This is a genomic window from Amycolatopsis iheyensis (assembly GCF_024703995.1).
Lineage (GTDB): Bacteria > Actinomycetota > Actinomycetes > Mycobacteriales > Pseudonocardiaceae > Amycolatopsis > Amycolatopsis iheyensis.
The window spans coordinates 69,161-88,239 of sequence record NZ_JAMXQV010000031.1; the positions used below are offsets into that span (position 1 = coordinate 69,161).

Below are 19,079 nucleotides of genomic sequence, written 5' to 3' on the forward strand. Positions count from 1 at the left end.
CCCATGCTGGAGCCGGCGGAGTGGGAGTTCTGGGACACCTGGATGCGTGCGCAGCGGCTGCTGGTCCGCGAGCTCGACCGCGGCCTGCAGCGTGACTGCGGCATTTCCAAGGCCGAGTTCAGCGTGCTGGTGCGGCTGGTGCGGCTGGGGGAGCCGATGCGCGTCGGCGAGCTGGCCGACGCGCTCGACTGGGAGAAGAGCCGCGTCTCGCACCTGCTGACCCGCATGGAAAACCGCGGCCTGGTCGCGCGGATCGAGGACGGCGCCGGCGGCCGGCGCACCGGGATCGAGCTGACCGCGGAAGGCCGTCGCGCCGCGCGGGCCGCGATCCACGCGCACGGCGGCAACCTCCGCCGGCTCGTCTTCGACCGGCTCACGCCCGAGCAGAGGGCGGCCATCGGGGCGTGGAACGAGGACGTGGTCGGCCGGCTCGACCGATAGCGTGGCCGGTGCCCGAAATGCCGTCATCCGGCCCGGATGTGCATGCTACGGTCGGCAACTTGCACTGCCGCGGTTCCCGCACCAGCGAGGGAGCGAGCATGTCCCCGGGCTCCACCGACGACACCACGCGCTACCTCTGCGCGGCCGCCTACCTCGACCCCCGCTACAGCACGCGGGCGATCACCGAGTTCCTCGTCGAGCCGACCCGGCCGGTGCCGCCGTCACCCGGGCTCGACGCCGGCCGCGTGCTCACCGAAGCGGTGCGGGCGCGGGCGCGCCGGAAGAACTACGACGTGCTGCTGGTGGCGCTGATGGCGGTCGTCATCGGGCTGTCGTGGGACAACCCGCTGCTCTACGGCTGGATCGTGCTGTCCGTCGTGCTCGTCCTCGCGCGGGCCGGCCGGAACGCGACCGGGACCGAACGGACGTTCAGCCCGCGGACGCTCGCCCTGCTGGCCATCGCCGTCGTGGCCGTCTGGCTGTTGCTGACCTTCGGGGACGAGATCTTCGGGTCCGGCAGCAGTTATTCGTCGCGCTACGCCGACGACGTCGAGTTCGACGGCTCGCCGGACGGCGACGGCACCGCCCGGTACGTGCTCGGCATCGTGCTCGCCGTGATCGTGCTGATGGTCGTGACGTTCGAGCGCTGGTCGCTGTGGAACCTGCTGACGACGCGCTTCCGGCGCTACGCCCCGCCGGCTCCCGACACCGGCAGTCTTTCCGGCCTGTTCACCGAAGACTTCCGCGCACAGCTCGGCCGCTACCGCCGAGAGGACGAGCTCACCGGGACACCCGGCGCCCCGCTCGTCGTGTACCGGGGCTACAAACCGTTCGTGGGCGCGGGTTTCCGGCGCGACGCCTGGTCGATGGCGGTTCCGCTGGAGCGCGTCGACGACGACGGCGCCGACCGCCGCGAGCTCACCACCGAGACGTTGTACGAAGAGATCCGCCGGGCGATCGGCGAGCTCCGCGAGTCGGCCGCGCTGTCCCCGGACCGCCGGCTGGGCGGGCTGACCGTGACCGAGGCGGTCTTCACCCCGGCCGCCGAGCTCGTCGACCACCTGGGGGAGCCCGAGATCGCCGCCTACCTGCCGGACGTCGCGTTCCCGCCGCACACGCGGCTGGCCGACGCCGACGTCGAACGGATCCGGCGGGAGCCGAAGGAGTGGGCGCGGTACTACCTGTGCTTCCAGGTCGAGACCTGGGACCGGGACCTGGTGCTCACGACGTTCCTGCACGTGGCGGTGGACGACACGACGCTGTACGTCGAGTGGACGCCGTTCATGCTGCCGCCGATCCGGGCCGAGTACCGCGCCGTGGACAAGATGCGGCCGGAATCCCTGCGCCCGTTCGGGCAGGGGCTGCTCGCCTGGCTGGAGCTGCCGGCGAGCCTGCCCGGCCGGATCGCGCACCTGGTGTCGTGGATCCGGCCGCCCAAGCGCGAGGCCGGCGTCCTCGACCCGGAGCGCTACGGCGCCGCGAGCACCCTGCGCGAGCTGGCGTCGGTGAACCTCTTCACCGACTACTTCCAGCTCGTCGACATCGAACGCTACGAGAAGATCATCGGGAGCCGGCTCCTGCCGTCGATCGGCGGGCTGCTGCGCGACGCCGGGTTCTCGACGGCGAAGTTCGACGAGCAGGCGGCGGTCGTCATCACCAACGACATCACCATCGGCGGCGACAACCGCGCCCCGATCACCCAGACCGGGCTGCGCACGCGCCCGTCACGGACGGCCGGCCGAGAGGCCGGAACGGAGGCCTGATGGGACACCGGATCACGAACAAGGTCAGCATCGGCCGCGACAACTCGGGCCGGATCACCCAGACCGGCGTCGAAGGCGGGTCCGCCGACGCCGCGGTCACTTCGCTGCTGGAGCTGGTCGAGCGGCTGACGGCCGAGGTGCGCGGGAAGGACCTCGCGAAGCAGGAGGTGCTGGAGGACGCGCTGACCGACCTGGCCGGCGACCTGCGCGCGGGTGACGCCGCCGAGCCGGCCGTGGTGCGCAGCCGCTGGGAGAAGGTCAAGGGGCTGCTGGGCGGGGTGGTGCAGTGCTCCGAACTGGTCGCGAAGATCTCCGACCAGGTGCAGAAGATCTTCACCTGAGGAACCTTCGCAGCAGGGCGCCGACTTCGCCGGGCCGTTCCAGCGACGGCAGGTGGCCGGCGTCGTGATCTCCGCCGGCCGGTGCCGGGTGTCCGGGAGTCGTTCCGTCCACTGTGGAGCGGGTCGGTACACCTGCTCGCCCTGCTCGATCCCCGGGCATCGAGCAGGGCCGGCAGATTCTCGTGGTGGGCGTACTCGCCGGGCTCGTCCCCGGTCTCCCCGAAGCCGTAGCGGAGCACCCGGTGCGTGGCGGCGAGCGCGGTGAACTGGGCGTCCCACCTCCGCCGGTCCCCGATGGCGGCGTGCGGCAGCACGACCGCAGGCCCCTCGCCCAGCCACCCGACCGTGTCACACACCGCAGTTTTCGCTGAGGGCGAGCGGTTAGGGTGCGAACCATGACCGACGGATTCGACCTGACGCGCGACGGCGAAGTCGCCCGGCTCACCTTGACCCGGCCGGAGAAGATGAACGCGATCACCTACGGCATGTGGTCGGCGCTCCCGGACGTCGTGGCCGAGGTGGAGGCCGACCCGGCGCTGAAGGTGCTGGTCATCGCGGGCGCCGGGAAGCACTTCTCGGCGGGCGCGGACATCAGCGAGTTCGGCGAGCTGCGCACGACGGCCGAGGGCGCGGCGAGCTACGACAAGGCGGTCGAGGGCGCGGTGGCGGCGCTGACCGCGATGCGCAAGCCGTCGGTGGCGATGATCCAGGGCAACTGCATCGGCGGCGGCTGCCAGGTGTCGGTCGCCTGCGACTTCCGCTTCGCGGCCGAGGGGTCCCGGTTCGGGATCACCCCGGCGAAGCTCGGCATCGTCTACCACTTCGACTCGACCCGCCAGCTGGTCTCGCTCGTCGGGCCGGCGCACGCGAAGTACTTCCTGCTTTCGGGCGAGCTCATCACGGCGGCCCGGGCTCGCGAGATCGGGCTGCTCAACGACGTCTTCGGAGTCGACGAGCTGGAGACCTCGACGCTGGAGTTCGTCTCCACCCTCTGCTCGCGCTCGCAGGCGTCGATCCGCGGGATGAACCGGATCATCGAGAAGATCGTCGCCGGCCAGGAGACGTCGGACGCCGAGGTCGAGGAGATCCGGTCGGACGCCCTGCACGGCGTGGACTACGCGGAGGGCGTCGCGGCGTTCCTCGAGCGGCGCCCGCCGAACTTCACCCACCGCTGAGGCCGGCCGGTCTCACCGCCGGGTGAGGAGCGTGACGAACCCGCCGTTGTTCGCCACCGGCACCCTCAGCCGCCCGTCCGCCGGCACCGTCGACTGCTCCCGCAGCAGCCCGGACGGGCCGTCGCGGAGGGTGTCGGCGAGCCAGAGACCGTGGCCCAGGAACTCCAGCGGCACGTCGATGGTCTTCGCCGGGCTCGCGGAGATGCCGCCGACGAACCAGCGTTCGCCGGAGCGGCGCGCGAACACCGCTTCGCGGCCCGGCCGCCCGGCCAGCAGCCGGGTCTCGTCCCACACCGTCGGCAGCTGGTTCAGCGTGTGCAGGGCTTCCGGGCGGGCCTCGTAGTTCTCCGGCTTGTCCGCGCCGTGCTGCCAGCCCGACTCGTAGACGAAGAACGTCGCCACCTCGTGCGCGTCGGTGGTGTCCCGATCGGACACCACGAACGCGGTCGGCGTGTAGTCCATGCTGCCGACGACGTTGCGGGTGAAGGGGAACATCGTGTTCGTCGCGGCCCGCGTCTTGAACTGCTCCGCGCCGCGCACGGCCTCGAAGCTCAGCACGTGCGGCCAGGTCCGCTGGAAGCCACGCGGGATGGTCGCGCCGTGGAAGTTGAGCATCAGCCGCTGCCGGGCGGTCGCCGCCGCCACGTCGTCGTAGAACCCGAACCGCGCCTGCGTGTCGGAGTCCATGAAGTCGACCTTGATCCCGGCCGCGCCCCACGCCTTGACCAGCGGCAGCCACTTCGCGCGCTCGGCGGCCGAGTCGAGGTCGGTCCAGCGGAACCAGAGGATCACCTCGACGCCGCGGGCACGGGCGTAGCGGATGACGTCCGGCACCCAGGACGCGGCCCAGCCCTCGTCGATGAGCAGGTACGGCCAGCCGTTGCGCGCCGCGAAGTCCGCGTACTGCCGCTGCCGCGCCGGATCGGCGGGACTGTCGTGTTCGGACAGCCACGACCAGGCCACCTTGCCCGGCCGGACCCACGAGGTGTCCTCGAGCTTCGACGGCGGGGCGAGGTCGTCGACCAAAGTGGACTCCGTGACCGTCGCCAGGTCGCCGGTGATCGCGACCCGCCAGGGCGTCGCGAACGGGCCGCGGCCGGCGACGGTCGCGTCGGCGAGCTTGATCGCGTAGCCCGGTGTCCCGGCCCGGTGGGTCAGCCGGGCACCGGAGTACCGTCCGTCCACATCGGACTCGGTGAGCAGCGTGTAGCTCCCGCCGCCGGTGTCGAACAGCGACGGGAAGCCGTAGTCGCCCGCCGGGGCACCGCTCGCGGTGGTCTCGACGCGGACCTTCTCGTAGTTGGGGGAGTAGGGCAGCAGCCAGGCCGGCGCGGACGCAGGCGGTGTGAACGACGACGCCTCGCCGGTGATCGTCCCGCCGGCCGGCAGGACGTAGCGGTAGGCGACACCGTCGGCCGCCGCACGCACGACGACCTCGAGGCGGGTGCCGTGGTCCCCGAGGAAGGACAACGTCGTCTCCGCGGCCCTTGCGTGCCGCCGCAGGCGCTTGCCGGTGGTCATCGCGTAGTGCTCGTCGACGACCCGTTCGGTGCGGCGGACGAGCCGCAGGCCCCTGGTCAGGTCGGCGGCCTTCGTGCGCAAGCCCAGCGGGGCCGGGGCGAGCACGGTCGTCGCGCCCCGGGTGACTTCGAAGGTCAGGCCGCCGTCGCCGGTGCGGGCGACCGCGGCGGTCACCGCACCGGTCAGGCTGATGGTCCAGCGGTCGGCGGCATCGGCGGGCATCGTGGTGACAAGCGTAGTGGCCAGGGCGAGCGCGAGCCCCGCGGTGAAGGGCTTCACCGGCGGCTCAGGCGTCCAGGTAGACGTGGAAGTGCTCGGCGACGACGTCGGTCACTCCGGCCGGGTCGAGCCGGCCGTCGATCTCGATGACGCGGATGCCCAGCTCCCGCGCCGACCGCACGGCCTGCGCGGCGAGCATCCGGTCGCGGGTCAGCCGGGTGCGCTGCCGCGGGATCGCCGGCTCGTCGGGCCGGTGCCGCAGCTGGTGCTGGCGGAACAGCTCGGTCGGCACCAGCACGACCATCCGGCTCGGCGAGTCCACCAGCGGCGCGACGAGCTCCGGCCGCAGCCCCCAGCCCTCGGCGACGATCGGCCGCGGGGAGTCCAGCGCGCGCAGGTCGGCCAGGGCCCGCTCGAACCGCTGCCGCAGCACCGCGGCCAGCTCGTCACCCGCCGGGACGTCGTCGGGCGAGGTGCGGTCGTCGTGGTGGTAGGTGGTGAGCCCGTGCCGGGTCGCCAGCAGCCGGGCGACGGTGGACTTGCCGGTCCAGGGGGCGCCGCCGATCCACAGCGCCTGGGGGAGATCGCTGGTCATCGTTCGACTATTGCGGCACGGGTGGGCCGGCGCCAGAGTTCGGCGGCCGGTTGAGCCGTTCAGCGCAGAGTGACGCGGCCGGTACTCAGGGGCGCGGGTCGTCCTGGTCGACGACGAGCACGGTGGAGTCGTCGGCGAAGTCCGGCTTCCCGCCGAGCCGGAAGTGGAACCGCGAGCCGGGCCGGACGGCGGCGATCACCTGGGTCTCGGCCGTGTCGAGCACGATGATCGAGTGTTCGGCGGTGATGGGCTCCTGCCGCAGCAGCTCGGGCACCAGCGGGATCGGCAGCGTCCCGCTGACCGAGCCGGAGCCGTCGTCGGCTTCGGGGCCTTCCGGTGCGAACGGCGGGGGCGGCACGAGCCGCGGCCGGCGCCGCCACCAGAGCCCGGCGATGAGGCCGGTCAGCAGGCCCCCGGTGCCGCTGACGGCCGACGCGAGCCCGACGCCGAGCCCGGAGGCCTCCCGGGCGGGCTCCGCGACCGGCGCCGGTGGCGCGGTCGCGGGCATCGGCGGCAGCGGGCCGAACTGCACGGCCGGGTCCTTCGCGTCCTCGGGCAGCTGCAGCACCTGGCCGGGCTCGATCTGCGTGGCGTCGGTGAACGGCGTCCCGTCGGGCCGCGGCCGGCCCTGGTTGAGCCGGAAGATCTCGGGGAAGCGGTTGCCGTCGCCGAGCGCGCGTTCGGCGATCTTGAACAGCGTGATGTCGTCGGGGTTGTCGGCGTGCGGAACGATGTAGTACTTCACCGGCGGCGGTGGCGCCGGGGTGTCCTGCGCGAGCGCGGGCCCGCCGACGAGCACGGCGAAGAGGACACCGGCGGCGCCGGCCTGGCCGGCCCGCCCGAGCACGCGACGCAGCGCGGCAACCCGGTTCTCGACCATCGTCGGCACCCTCTCCCCGGTGACCCCCGCGGGTTCCGGTGTCGCCCTGGTACACGGGGCGGGTGCGGACGTGGTTCAGATCTTGTCCGGGGCAGGGCGTCGTGCGGCGGGGCATGCGGGCGCACGAGCCGACCGGCCCGGCACCGGATGTGCTGCTGGATCGTGGCGCGGTCAGGGGCCCGGACGGTCGGCGACCTCAGCCGTTTTCGGAGCTAGATCTTGTCCCAGGGCACGGTTTCGTAGGCCGACGCGAGCAGCTCCACCGCGCGGTCCGCGGGCGGCAGCACGAAGTCGTCGACCGAGACCACCCCGCGGCCCGGAGTCTCGGAGTTCGTCAGGAACATCGCGTCGTAACCGCCCAGGTCGGCCGGGCGGACTTCACGGGTCTCCTGCGCGACACCCAGGCGCCGCAACGCTTCCCGCTGCACCAGCATCGTGATCCCGGGCAGCACTTCGGCGTCCGGCCAGACCACCGTGTCGCCGTCGAGGAACCCGGCGTTCCAGATCGACGCCTCGCTGATGCGGCCGGCGTGGTCGACGAAGAGCGCGTCGTCGAACCCGGCCAGCCGCGCCTGGCGGGAGTGGTGGATCAGGCCGAACGTGCCCAGGTGCTTCACCCGCGGCAGATCCCGCTCGTACCGCACGGTGCCCAGGCGCAGCGGCGCCGGGTCGACCGGGTGCGGCGGGAGCGTGCGGACCAGGATCTCCGGCGTCATCGGCTCGGCCAGCGAGCGCGTGAGCACCATGACCCGCAGGGAAAGCGCGGGTTCGTCCCCGAGCGCCCGCCGGACGCAGAACCGGACGAAGTCGGGGTCGAGATCGGCGTCGAACAGCAGGCGGGTGCTCGTGACCAGCCGGTCGAGGTGGTGGGCGAGCCCGCGGACCCGCCCGTCCCGGACCTGCATCGCGGTGAAGTGACCGTAGGAGGTCATCGCCGCGACGAGGGCGCCCGGGCCGAGCGGGTCCCCGTTCAGCTCGAAACGCGCCGCCACTACTGGACGGTCACGCCCGTGAACTTCACCTGCTTGGTGGGCGCCCCGGTGCCGTCCTGCGGGTTCGGGTTCGCGATGCCCGCCTTGGCGACCGCGTCGAGCACCTTCAGGCCCTCGTCGCTGATGCTGCCGAACACCGAGTAGTCCGCCGGGAGGCCGTCGGCGTTGCCGTAGACCATGAAGAACTGGCTGCCGCCGGAGTTCGGGGCGGACGTCTTCGCCATGGCGAGGATGCCGCGGCCGTACTTGATCTCCGGGAACGCCTCGTCCGGCATCGTGTAGCCGGGGCCGCCCTGACCGTCCTGCGTCGGGTCGCCGGTGGCCGCCGGGTCACCGCACTGCAGCATCTGCAGGCCTTCGGTGCCGAGCCGGTGGCACATGGTGTCGTTGTAGAAGTTCTGCTTGGCGAGGCTGAGGAAGCTCTGCACCGCGCAGGGCGCGAGCGCCCGGTCGAGCGTCAGCGGGATGTCGCCCGCAGTGCTCTTCAGCGTCACGTTCACCGTGCCGGTCGAGGCGACGTTCTTGCCGTCGGGCAGGTTCACCTTCTTCGGCGCCTTGCCCGTCGTGTCGGTCTTGAAGTCGCACGTCGTCGGGTTCGGCAGCGCCGTCGTCCGCTTCGGCAGCGCGGTGCGCTGCGTCGGGATCTGGAGATCGGTCGGCGGCGGGGCGGCCGAGGAAGAGGCCGCGGTGTCCGTGCTGTCGCCACCGTTGGCGCTCACGATCCACACCACGACGCCGGCCACGACGAGCACGGCCACGCCGACCACACCAGCTCCGATCCGCCGGCGCCGCTTCTGCTGCTCTTTCCGGCGATCGAGCTGTCGCTCGAGCTTGCGCTTCGCAGCTTCGCGGCGCTGCTGGTTGGTCGCCACCCCGTACCCTCCAGGTTTCCGCTCGTGTCACACGTCTGAGGTAGCGGCAGTGTATGGGCACAGCCTGTGAGGACCATGTACAGGGCCCGCTAGTCTCAACCCGATCGTGATCGGCGCCATCCGGCGCGGATGTCCGGGAGGGGTTCGGTGCTCGTCGTCGGGTTCGGCAGCGGCCCGCTGCAGGCCAACTGCTACCTGCTGGCGGAGGCCGCCGGCGGGCCGTGCGTCGTGGTGGATCCGGGGCAGGAGGTGGCCGCTCCGCTGGCCGCCGCGCTCGCCGAGCACCGGCTGGTCCCGGCGGCGCTCGTGGCCACCCACGGGCACGCCGACCACGTCGCTTCGGCCGCGTCGCTGGCCGCCGAGCACGGCGTCCCGGTGCACCTGCACCCCGGCGACGCCCCGCGCTACGACGGCGACAGCGTCCCGCTCGAGGCGGGCACGTTCGCCGGGCTGGCCCTCGACGTCCGGCACGTGCCCGGGCACACCCCGGGCTCGGTGGTGCTGGGTCTCGAGACGGCCGAGGGCGGGCGGCTCGCCCTGACCGGTGACACGCTGTTCGCCGGCTCGGTCGGCCGCGGCGCCGACGCCGGGGCGGTGCGGGCGCTGCTGGCGGACCTGCCGGACGACACGGTGGTGCTGCCGGGCCACGGCCCGGCGACGACGATCGGCCGGGAACGCGCGGGCAACCCGTTCCTCGCCGGGACGGGGGCGTGAGCATGGCCGAGGAGACCACCGAGCGGCTGGCGCTGTTCGAGGAGGACCCGAAGGGCCGTCGCCGGCGTGGCATCTCGGGACTGGTCGGCGTGGTCATCGTCGCCGCGGCCTTCGGCGGTGTCGCCGGCCTGATCGGCGGCACGGTCACCGGGCTGGTGGTCGCGCTCGTGATCGCCCTGCCGCTGCTCTACGTCATGGCGGTCAGCATCCGCCGCCGCGTCTGGCTGGAGGGCTCGACGCTGATCGTGCGCACCTGGGGCCTGCGCCGGGTCGACCTGGTCGCGGCCACCCGCCTCGACCTCGTGGTCGGCGACGTCCGGGGCAGCCGCACGGTGAGCCTGCTGGTCAACGCCGGCCAGCGGCGGAAGGTCGCGAAGGTCGACCTCGCGGTGTTCTCCGGCACCGGCGGCCGCGAGCTGGGCGTCCTGCAGCTGCGGAAGCTCGCGAACGCGCTGATGAACAACACCGAGGCGAACGGCCTGGTGTTCGGGGAGCTGCTGGTCGCCGAGCTCAGGGCCGAGGCCCGCGGCTCGGGGGTGGCCGACCGCCCGCTCTACCGGCTGGCGTCGGTGGCGCCGTCCGGCAAGTACGTGCAGCGGTTCACGATGGAGGCCGTCAGCCGGTTCGTGGCGACTCTCGATTGAGGTCGTCCTCGCGCAGCCGGCGCAGCGAGGCGTGGACGTCGTCGAGAGCAGCGGCGACGCGGGGCAGCGATTCGAAGGCCTGGACGGTGCCGGTGATCACCCGCAGCGCGCCCCGGACGAGGCACCGCGGTCCGTCCAGCACGAACATGGCACCTCCCGGCTCGGTGCAGTCTTCCTACCGCGTTCCCGCCGCTTCCGCGCGTCGGGTCACGGGTGGGACGGAACGGGTTTCGTGGTGCTGCTGAGGTGCGTCGCGGGTTCCCGCGAAGCGATCAACGCGGCCAGGATCGTCGTGACCGGGACGGCCGCGACGATGCCGACGCTGCCCGCGAGCGTCCGGATGATCTCCTGCGCGATCTCCTCGCTGCCGAGCAGCGAGCCGAGCCCGACGCCGGAGATCGACGAGTACAGCAGCACCGGCAGCGCGGCCCCGGCGTAGGCCATCACGAGCGTGTTCACGGCCGAGCCGACGTGGTCGCGGCCGATGCGCAGGCCCGAGCGGTAGAGCTCCTGCCAGCTCAGGTCCGGGTTGGCGCGGCGCAGCTCCCAGACGGCGCTGGTCTGGGTGACCGTGACGTCGTCGAGCACACCGAGGGCGCCGATCACGACGCCGGCGAGCAGCAGCCCGCGCGCGTCGATGCCGTGGCCGAGCGAGCCGATCAACGTCGAGGTGCTGTCGTCGAGCCCGGTCAGCGAGGCGGCGGCGGAGAAGATCGCCGACAGGACGCCGATCAGGGCGAGGCTGACGAGCGTCCCGAGCACGGCCGCGGACGTTCTCGCCGACAGCCCGTGGGTCAGGTAGAGCGCGATGAACATGATCGCCCCGGCGCCGGCGATGGCGACGACCAGCGGGTTCTCCCCGGCGAGGATGGCCGGGAGGATGAACAGCGCGATCACGACGAACGACAAGGCGAGCGCGACGAGCGCGGCCAGGCCCTGCCAGCGGCCGAGCACCAGGACGGCGATGGCGAACAGCGCGGCCAGCACGAGCAGCGGCGTGCCGCGCTGGAAGTCGACCAGCTGGAAGCTCGCCGGGTCGCCGGCGTTCCCGCCGTTGTAGGCGAGCACGACGGCGTCACCCGCGGCGAACCGCGGCGTGCTGGGCTCGATCGGGACGGTCAGCTTCAGCTGCTTCCCGCCGGCCGGGCCGTCGGTCATGGTGAGGTCGACGGTCAGGCAGGGCTTCGCGTTCGGGTCGGACTGGTCGCCGACCTGGACCTGCCCTTGGGCGAGGCAGGGGCCGGTGTTCGTCGCGGTGATGTTCGCGGCCACGGGCTGGCCCTGGGGGACCACGCTCGTCGGGTCCGGCTTGCCCCAGGGGTAGAGCACGATCATGCCGACGACCGTGGCCAGCGCGAGCGGGGCCAGCAGCCAGATCAGCAGCAGCCGGACCCGTTTCGACGCCGGGGCGGCGGGGCCGTGTCCGTGACCGTGCCCATGACCGTGGCCGGCGGGTTCGTCGGCTGGCTTGGCCGCGCGAGCGGGGCGGCGGCGGGGTTCGGGGTCGGCCGGGTTGGCGCGAGCCGCGGGTTCGGCGGTCCGCTGCGGCCCGGTGTCGCCACGGCGAGCGGCCCGCTGGGTTCCGGTGTCGGCCCGCTTGTCACCGTTGGCGCGCGAAGCCCCGTTGCCCGGGATGCGCTGCGGTCCGGTGTCGGTGCGACGGCGAGCGGGGTCGGCGGCGCGGCGCGCGCCATCGGGAGGCGTGCGACGAGCCGGCTTCCGGGGCGTACCCGGCGTTCCGGGCACACCGCGCGCCGGCGAAGGGGACACCTCGTCCGTGATCCGGCGAATCGGGCCGGTTGCGTCGTCATCGGTGTCGGGGCGGTCCACGCGCACATCCTGACAGCGGGGATCCCGTCACTCCGCGAGGGGCCGCCGACGGCCCGGTTCGTCCGGATGCGTCGTGTCGTCCCGCCAATCACGCGTGTCGACCCTCCAGACACGTGTGTCGACCGAACTCGCACGGCAGTTCGCGTGCTCCGGAGGTCGACACGCGTGATCAGCGGGTCGACACGCGTGATTGCGGGGTCGACACGGCGTCAGCCGTAGGACTGGCGGACGTGGACGCGCCGGTAGGCCGACGGCGGGGTGTCGAAGTGGTCGAGGAAGGCCTGGCGCAACGTCTCCGTCGAACCGAAGCCGCAGCGGCGGGCAATCGTCGCCAGGGGGAGGTCCGTGCCCGACAGCAGGCGTGCCGCGTGCTCGGTGCGGACCGTGCGGACGTACTTGCCCGGTGTGGTGCCGAGGTGGGCGTCGAACAGGCGGGTGAGCTGGCGGGTGCTGAGGCCGGCGCGGGTCGCCAGCGCGGGTGTGCCCAGGTCGGCGTCGAGGTGCTCGGCGATGTACGCCGTCAGGTCGCGGACCTCGCGGTGCTCCGGCGGCGGGCCGGCCAGGAACAGGCTCACCTGGGCCTGGTTGCCGGGCCGCTGCAGGTACGTCACGAGGGACCGGGCCACCTCGCGGGCGAGCGTCGGCCCGTGGTCGGCCTCCACCAGCGCCATCGTCAGGTCGAGCCCGCTGGTCACCCCGGCCGCGGTGTAGACGTTGCCGTGCTGGATGTAGAGCGGCACCGGGTCCACCGTGACGGCCGGGTAGCTCTCCGCGAGCCGCGCCGCCCAGCGCCAGTGGGTCGTCGCGCGGCGGCCGTTGAGCAGGCCCGCCGCGGCCAGCACCTCCGCGCCCGTGCAGACCGACGCCACCCGGCGGCTCGTCTGCGCCAGCCGCCGGATGTGGGCCAGCACTCGCTCGTCCGACGCCGCCGTCGCGGAGCCCCAGCCACCCGCGACGACCAGCGTGTCGAGCTCGCCCGCCACCTGGTCGAGCCGCAGGTGCGGCTGCAGGGTCAGCCCGGAGCAGGTGCGGATGGCCTGGCCGTCGACGGTGGCGAGCCGGATTTCGTACGGCGGGCGCGCGCCGTGGCGGTTGGCGGCGTCGAGGACGTCGGCGGGGCAGGCGACGTCCAGCAGCTCGACGTCGGGAAAGCCGACGATCGTGACCCGTCTGGGTGAGCCTGCCATGATCGCACGCTAGCAGCCGGACCGGCCTTCGGACGCGGTTCGCAGGATTTCGGACATCCACGTCACGCCGGCCCGGGCCGGCCGCCAAGGTCGAGCCCATGACCGCTGAGCAGAAGACCCTCGCCTTCGTCGTCTACCCGGGCCTGACGCCGCTGGACCTGGTGGGCCCGCTCCAGGTGCTGAGCGCTTTGGCGCAGATCGACCCGGGTTACCGGACCGTCGTCGTGGGCGCCACGAAGGACACCATCGGCACCGACACGCCGCTGAGCGTCGCGCCGAGCCACACCTTCGACGAAGTGCCGGCGCCGTACGCGGTGCTGGTGCCGGGCGGCACCGTGCCGACGCTGCGCGCGATGGCGGACGAGCGCCTGCTCGCCTGGCTGCGTGCCGCGGCCGCCGGCGCCGAGCTGGTGACGTCGGTCTGCACCGGCTCGATGGTCCTCGGCGCGGCCGGGCTGCTCGAAGGCAAGCGGGCGACGACGCACTGGATGTTCCGCGACCTGCTGACCGGCCTCGGTGCGACGCCGGTCGCCGAGCGCTGGGTCGAAGACGGCGGGGTGATCACCGCGGCGGGTGTCTCCGCGGGCATCGACCTCGCGTTGCACCTGGTGGAACGGCTGGCCGGACGGCAGGTCGCGACGAACATCCAGTTCGTCATCGAGTACGACCCGGAGCCGCCGCAGGGCCGCCTGGACTGGGCGAACCAGCCCTACGGCGACCTCAAACCGCTGCGCGAGCACACCCTGCGGGCCGGGCTGGCCGATCACCCGGAGCTCCTGGGCAAACTGTTGGCAAACGCCTGAACCAACGTCGTCGGCCATCCGGGTGATCGACGGACCAGCCCGGCGCCGGACGGTTAGATTCAGCTCGCTCGATCAGGTGATCTCGCGGGTGGGGTGTAGCCGTGCGGTTCCAGGTGCTCGGCCCGATGACGGCCACCGTCGGGCTGCCGTCGGCCGCCCAGCCGCGGCGGCTGCTCGCCGTCCTGCTCGCGAAGGCAGGCCAGTGCGTCGGCCGCGACACCCTGGTCGACGAGCTGTGGCCGGACGGCGCGCCGTCGAGCGCCGCGGCGATCGTGCAGGTCACCGTGTCCAAGCTACGCAAGACGCTCTCGCCCGGTCTCGGCGCCGCCGAGGCCGGGCAGCGCCTGCGGTCGGGGCCACGCGGGTACACGCTGGCCGTCGAGCCGGGGGAGCTGGACGCCGACGACTTCCTGACGTTGCTGTCCGCGGGCGCCGACGACCGCGCCCAGCGCCGCCGCGCGCTCGAACGGGCGCTGGCCTGCTGGCGCGGTGACGCGTTCGCCGACGTCGCCGGCGGCCCGCTGCTGGAGGCGCACAAGCTGTGGCTGGAGGATCGGCGTTCGGCGGCGCTGTTGCAGCTGGTCGAGCTCGAACTGGCCGACGGCGACGGCCGGGCCGTGGTCGAGCGGCTCGCCCCGGTCGTCGCGGCCCGGCCGGCCGACGAGCGGTTCGCCGCCCGGCTCGCGTCCGCGCTCGGCGCCGTGGGCCGGCGCGAGTCCGCGCTGGAGGTCCTCCGCCGGACGCGGCGGGCGTTGTGGGAAGAGGCGGGCGTGTGGCCGGGCGACGATCTGGTCGCCGTCTACCGGCGGATCGCCGGGACGGAGTGGACGACGCCGGGGCCGCCCGCGCAGCTGCCGCCCGCGGTGCCCGACTTCACCGGCCGCGTGGCCGAGCTCGCCGAACTCGGTCGCGCGCTGCGCGGCCCGGCGCCGGTCGTGCTGCACGGGGCGGCCGGGGCCGGGAAGTCCGCGCTGGCGGTCCAGGCCGCGTGGCGGGCCCGCCGCCGGTTCCCGGATGGCCAGCTGACCGCGTCGCTGGGCGCGGCGACCGATCCGGCGACCGTGCTGACTGGCTTCCTGCGCCTGCTCGGCGCCACGCCCGCCGAGCTGGCCGACCGCGCGGGCCTGCCGGGACTCTGGCAGAGCTACACCGCCGACCGGCGGCTGCTGGTGCTGCTCGAAGACGCCGGCTCCGAGGCGCAGGTGCGCGCGCTGCTCCCGAGCGGGCCCGGCTGCGCCACGCTGGTGACCACGCGCCGCGAGCTGCCCGGCTTGTGCGGCGCCCGGCCGCTCGAGGTGCCGCGACTGTCCACAGCGGACGCCTGGGCGCTGCTCGCGGCGATCGCGGGGGAGTCGCGGCTGCGTGCGGAACCCGAAGCGACGCAACACCTTCTCGGCCGGTGCGCGGGGTTGGCGCTGGCCGTCCGGATCGCCGGGGTCAAGCTCGCGGCCCGGCCGGACCGGCGCGTGGCGGACCTCGCGGACCGGCTCGCGGACCGGCTCGACGAGTTCCGGGCCGGTGACCTGAGCGTGCGGGCAGTGGTCACGTCGGCGCTGCGGGAACGGCCCGCGCCGGACCGGTGCCTGCTACGGCTGCTGGCCGCGTTCGACGCGCCGGTGCCGGACTGGTGCGTGGCGGCGGTGCTGGACCGGCCGGTGGCGCAAGCGCGTGCCCGGCTGGATGCCCTCGTCGGGGGGCACGTGCTGGAACCGGCCGGGACGCGGTGGGCGGTGCCGCCGTTCGTCCGGCTCGTGGTGGGGGAGAACCCGCCGCCGGCGACCGACGCGGTCGCCTTGCGCCGGGCTTGCGAGGCGGCCCTGGACCACGCCCGGTCGGCTCGCGTCCGTCCGGAAGCCGAGGACATCGTGTTCCTCGCCGCCGCCGTGCGGGTCGCCGGGGCGCACGGCTGGCACCAGCTCACCGAACGGCTCGCCGACGCCTGCACCGAACTCGCGGGCACTCCCTGGCTCGGGCACGCCGCGCGCTCGGTGTCGGTGCTCGGGCTCGTCGCGGCCCGGCGGCGGCAAGATCCCCGGGCCGAAGCCGCGAAGCTCCACAACCTCGGTTCGGTGCACTGGCAGCACGGCCGCGCGAGTCAGGCGCGGACCTACTTCGCGATGGCCGAAGCCCGCTTCCGGCGCCTCGGTGACCCGCGGGGCACCGGCGCGGTGCTCGCCGCGCTCGCCGACGTCCACCTCGACGGCGGTGACCCCGCCGCGGCGGAAGCCGAACTGCGCGAAGCCCTCGACCTGCTGCGCGAGTGCGGAGACCGGCGCGGGCAGGCGGCCGCGGCGGCGCAGCTCGGGTCACTCGCCGAAGACGTCGGCGACGTGCGGCGGGCCGTCCAGAGCTTCGAGGTGAGCATGCTGCTGGCCCGCGAGTCCGACGACGGCCGCGGGCACGACCAGGCCGCGAAGCGCTACGCCGACGTCCTGCGCCGGCACGGTGGCTGCGACCAGGCGGCCGACCTGCTCACCGGCGCGCTCGGCGGCGCCGTCCGGACCCGGGAGCTCCATTGGGAGGCGCACGTCCTGCGCAGCCTCGGCGACCTGCACACCGAGGCGGGGGAGCTCGGCGACGGCGAGCGCTGCCTGACGCGTTCGCTGGCGCTGTTCGAGCAGATCGGCCACCGGCACGCCGCCGCCTACACCCACCGCAGCCTGGCCGAAGCCCGCCGCCGCGCCGGCGACCCGGCGGGCGCGCGAACGCACCTGCTCGCCGCGATGGGGGTCTTCCGAGAGCTGCACGACCGCCGCGGCGCCGGGTACGCCCTGCTCAGCCTCGGCCGGACGCAGGCGGCCGAAGGCGGCGGGCCCGAGGCGGTGCGGCTGCTGCGGACGTCGGCCGAGCTGTTCCGGGAGCTCGGGTTTCCGCTCTGGGAGCTGCGGGCCCTGCGCGAGCTGACCGCCACGACCAGTGATTCCCCGGTCCGCGACCGGACTCGTGAAGTCTTGACGAAGATCAGGGCCTGACCTCGCCCCGGCCCCTACTGCCGGGCACCGTGTTTGGCGAAGTTATGGCCCGCCCGTTTTGGCTGCCGACGTCGGATCGTCGCAGGAGAAGGAGACAAGGCATGCCGGGACAACGGATGCTCGCGCGCGTGGCGGCGGGGCTGACCGCTTCGGCCGCGACGGTGGTGTTCGCGACCATCGGCACCGCGTCGGCGAGTGTCGAGGTCACCAAGCTCAGCCAGTCGGCCGCGGCGTCGCAGCTGTCGGCCGCCGGGGTCACGCACTCGTCGAGCGGGGGCTGCACGACCAGGTCGAACTCGACCTGCACGTCGTACGAGCAGATCAACCAGACCACGGTCACCGGCGTGATCACGCTCAAGCGGGCGAGCGGCTGCGCCATCAACATCACCGGCGGCACCGAGGTGGGGCACGCCTCGGGCACCTACAGCCACTACAACGGCTACAAGGTCGACATCTCGCACAACAGCTGCATCGACGCCTACATCAAGAACAGCTTCAGCTACATCGGCCTTCGTGGTGACGGCTACCCGCAGTGGAAGGCCGGCTCCGGCAACCTCTACTGCGACGAGGGCAACCATTGGGACATCACGTACTACACCTGCGGCTGCTGACGGACCGGCGCCTGCCCGCCTCGAGGGCTGCGGGCAGGCCCGGTTACCGGCCACGCCGGCCGGGTATCCGCGAAGATGTCTTCTCCCAGCGCACCGGCCGGCCGCACCGCGGTGCTCGGCGCCGCGGCGGGATTCGTCCTGCTGGCCGGTCTCTACCTCGTGCTCGCGCCCTGGATCGCCGGCTTCGGCGGGGCGGCGGTGCTCGCCCTGAGCGACACCGTCGTCGGGCTGGTCCTGATCGCGGTGGCGATCGCCCGCGCCGCGACGCGCCGGGTGCGGCTGCTCGGCTGGGTCGTGCCCGTGCTCGGCGCGTGGGCGGCGGTCTCGCCGTGGTTGCTGCGCCACGCCGGGGAAACCACACCGTCGACGGCGGCGCTGGTGGGCAATGTCGTCGCCGGCGCGGTGGTCGTCGTGGCGGGCGTGGCCCTCAGTTCGCGATGAACAGCCAGTCACCCGAGTCGTCGCCCGGCCGGTAGGGCGAATCCGCCCGCTTGGCGACGACGCCGGGCAGCCCGTGCTGCCGGCTCGCGCCGAGGACGTCCTCGCCGCCGCCCAGGAAGTGGCTGGGCACCTGCCAGTGCCGGTCGGCCACGGCCAGGCCGGCCAGCAGCTCGCGGCGTTCGGTGTAGGGCAGCCCGAGCGTCGGCTTCCCGTCGAGGTGCAGCACGTCCGAGGCGAAGTAGAAGACGGGGCAGTGCACCTTGAGCCGTTTCGCGGCGGCGCCATCGGCCCGCCTGCGCTCTTCGAGGCCTTCGGGGTGGGGCTTGCCGTTCTTCACCACCACGACTTCGCCGTCCAGCAGCACTTCGGTCGAGCCCAGCTCTTCGCCGAGCTTGTGCAGCTCGGGATAGCGGCCGGTGACGTCGGCGCCGGTGCCGTCGTGCGCGGTGACGTGCCCGCCGGAGACGAGCAGCATGGTGCGCAGGCCACCCCAGGCGAACTCGTAGGCCCACTCGTCGTCGTCCGGGGGCAGCGCACCCGGGATGGCTGTCATCGGCTCGAGGAACTCCGGCGCGTCCTCGTGCCCGGGCTCGGCCGGGTCGACGCGCCGGAGCATCCAGTCGCGGTCGTCCTCGGGGTTGTGGCGGTTGAGGAAGACGTACTTGCCGCGCGCCCGCTCGCCGTGGAAGACGACCTCGACCTTGTGGTCGTTCCAGTGCAGCGTCTCGTACTTCCCGGTGTCCCACACGGTCATCCGGCCACCGCCGTACTCGCCCGCCGGGATCTCGCCCTCGAAGGTGAGGTACTCCATGGGGTGGTCTTCGGTGTGCACGGCGAGCCGGTTGACCCCGGGCGCGAGCGGCAGGCCCTTGGGCACGGCCCACGACACGAGCACGCCGTCGCGCTCGAGCCGGAAGTCCCAGTGCAGCCGGGTGGCGTGGTGTTCCTGGATGACGAAGAGGTCGTCGTCCCCGGGGGTGGGTGGCCCGTCGGGCCAGGGTTCGGGGGTGCGGTCCTTGCCGCGTTTGCCGCGGTACTCGGTGAGCTTGTCCGCCATCGCCGCCCCGGTGCCCCTTCC

Annotated in this window: 19 protein-coding genes; 10 read left to right on the top strand and 9 right to left on the bottom strand. The window is 73.4% G+C overall.

Annotated elements, in window-relative coordinates:
- Positions 1-3 precede the first annotated feature (3 nt).
- From M8542_RS41275 to M8542_RS41290, 4 genes are all read left to right on the top strand, one after another.
- Complete coding sequence (locus M8542_RS41275) at positions 4-441, top strand: MarR family winged helix-turn-helix transcriptional regulator (protein WP_257925829.1); 438 nt, start codon at positions 4-6, stop codon at positions 439-441.
- 98 nt (positions 442-539) lie between these two features.
- The gene (locus M8542_RS41280; protein ID WP_257925830.1) at positions 540-2,204 is read left to right on the top strand and encodes an AbeC-like domain-containing protein; all 1,665 of its coding nucleotides are present in this window, start codon (positions 540-542) and stop codon (positions 2,202-2,204) included.
- On the top strand, positions 2,204-2,545 hold the full coding sequence (locus M8542_RS41285) for a hypothetical protein (protein ID WP_257925831.1): 342 nt from the start codon (positions 2,204-2,206) through the stop codon (positions 2,543-2,545). Before M8542_RS41280 ends, M8542_RS41285 begins: the two co-directional genes overlap by 1 nt.
- Positions 2,546-2,940: 395 nt before the next feature.
- Entirely contained in the window at positions 2,941-3,720 is a 780-nt protein-coding gene (locus M8542_RS41290) for an enoyl-CoA hydratase-related protein (protein WP_257925832.1), read from the top strand.
- Positions 3,721-3,732: 12 nt separating this feature from the next.
- On the opposite strand, the gene M8542_RS41295 is transcribed toward M8542_RS41290, so the two are convergent.
- The 5 genes from M8542_RS41295 to M8542_RS41315 form a co-directional block, all read right to left on the bottom strand.
- Complete coding sequence (locus M8542_RS41295) at positions 3,733-5,463, bottom strand: glycoside hydrolase family 97 protein (protein ID WP_257925833.1); 1,731 nt, start codon at positions 5,461-5,463, stop codon at positions 3,733-3,735.
- 64 nt (positions 5,464-5,527) lie between these two features.
- On the bottom strand, positions 5,528-6,055 hold the full coding sequence (locus M8542_RS41300; RefSeq protein ID WP_257925834.1) for a P-loop NTPase family protein: 528 nt from the start codon (positions 6,053-6,055) through the stop codon (positions 5,528-5,530).
- Positions 6,056-6,140: 85 nt separating this feature from the next.
- The gene (locus M8542_RS41305; protein WP_257925835.1) at positions 6,141-6,935 is read right to left on the bottom strand and encodes a hypothetical protein; all 795 of its coding nucleotides are present in this window, start codon (positions 6,933-6,935) and stop codon (positions 6,141-6,143) included.
- A gap of 212 nt (positions 6,936-7,147) precedes the next feature.
- Positions 7,148-7,927 (bottom strand): aminotransferase class IV, encoded by a 780-nt coding sequence (locus M8542_RS41310; protein WP_257925836.1) that lies wholly within the window; start codon positions 7,925-7,927, stop codon positions 7,148-7,150.
- A complete protein-coding gene (locus tag M8542_RS41315; protein WP_257925837.1) occupies positions 7,927-8,799 on the bottom strand; it encodes a peptidylprolyl isomerase in 873 nt (290 codons plus the stop codon). Before M8542_RS41315 ends, M8542_RS41310 begins: the two co-directional genes overlap by 1 nt.
- Positions 8,800-8,946: 147 nt before the next feature.
- Here M8542_RS41315 and M8542_RS41320 point away from each other — a divergent pair, with 147 nt between their 5' ends.
- Positions 8,947-9,513 (top strand): MBL fold metallo-hydrolase, encoded by a 567-nt coding sequence (locus M8542_RS41320; RefSeq protein WP_257925887.1) that lies wholly within the window; start codon positions 8,947-8,949, stop codon positions 9,511-9,513.
- A gap of 2 nt (positions 9,514-9,515) precedes the next feature.
- Positions 9,516-10,157 (top strand): hypothetical protein, encoded by a 642-nt coding sequence (locus M8542_RS41325; protein WP_257925838.1) that lies wholly within the window; start codon positions 9,516-9,518, stop codon positions 10,155-10,157.
- Here M8542_RS41325 and M8542_RS41330 read toward each other — a convergent pair.
- The 3 genes from M8542_RS41330 to M8542_RS41340 form a co-directional block, all read right to left on the bottom strand.
- Positions 10,129-10,305: a hypothetical protein gene (locus M8542_RS41330; RefSeq protein ID WP_257925839.1), complete on the bottom strand. Its 177-nt coding sequence runs from the start codon at positions 10,303-10,305 to the stop codon at positions 10,129-10,131. The two genes, M8542_RS41325 and M8542_RS41330, sit on opposite strands and share 29 nt — an antisense overlap.
- 59 nt (positions 10,306-10,364) lie before the next feature.
- A complete protein-coding gene (locus tag M8542_RS41335) occupies positions 10,365-11,987 on the bottom strand; it encodes a YibE/F family protein (protein ID WP_257925840.1) in 1,623 nt (540 codons plus the stop codon).
- 209 nt (positions 11,988-12,196) lie between these two features.
- The gene (locus M8542_RS41340; protein WP_257925841.1) at positions 12,197-13,174 is read right to left on the bottom strand and encodes a GlxA family transcriptional regulator; all 978 of its coding nucleotides are present in this window, start codon (positions 13,172-13,174) and stop codon (positions 12,197-12,199) included.
- A gap of 98 nt (positions 13,175-13,272) precedes the next feature.
- On the opposite strand from M8542_RS41340, the gene M8542_RS41345 reads away from it, so the two are divergent.
- From M8542_RS41345 to M8542_RS41360, 4 genes are all read left to right on the top strand, one after another.
- Positions 13,273-13,977 carry a DJ-1/PfpI family protein gene (locus tag M8542_RS41345; protein WP_257925842.1) on the top strand — a complete coding sequence of 235 codons (705 nt, stop codon included), beginning with the start codon at positions 13,273-13,275 and terminating at the stop codon, positions 13,975-13,977.
- Positions 13,978-14,078: 101 nt separating this feature from the next.
- Positions 14,079-16,949: an AfsR/SARP family transcriptional regulator gene (locus M8542_RS41350; protein WP_257925843.1), complete on the top strand. Its 2,871-nt coding sequence runs from the start codon at positions 14,079-14,081 to the stop codon at positions 16,947-16,949.
- A gap of 101 nt (positions 16,950-17,050) precedes the next feature.
- Positions 17,051-17,560 carry a hypothetical protein gene (locus tag M8542_RS41355; protein WP_257925844.1) on the top strand — a complete coding sequence of 170 codons (510 nt, stop codon included), beginning with the start codon at positions 17,051-17,053 and terminating at the stop codon, positions 17,558-17,560.
- A 75-nt stretch (positions 17,561-17,635) separates the two neighbouring features.
- Positions 17,636-18,001 (top strand): SPW repeat domain-containing protein, encoded by a 366-nt coding sequence (locus tag M8542_RS41360; protein WP_257925845.1) that lies wholly within the window; start codon positions 17,636-17,638, stop codon positions 17,999-18,001.
- Here the strand turns inward: M8542_RS41360 and M8542_RS41365 are convergent.
- Positions 17,988-19,058 carry a DNA polymerase ligase N-terminal domain-containing protein gene (locus M8542_RS41365; protein ID WP_257925846.1) on the bottom strand — a complete coding sequence of 357 codons (1,071 nt, stop codon included), beginning with the start codon at positions 19,056-19,058 and terminating at the stop codon, positions 17,988-17,990. The genes M8542_RS41360 and M8542_RS41365 overlap by 14 nt on opposite strands.
- Between the last annotated feature and the right edge of the window lie 21 nt (positions 19,059-19,079).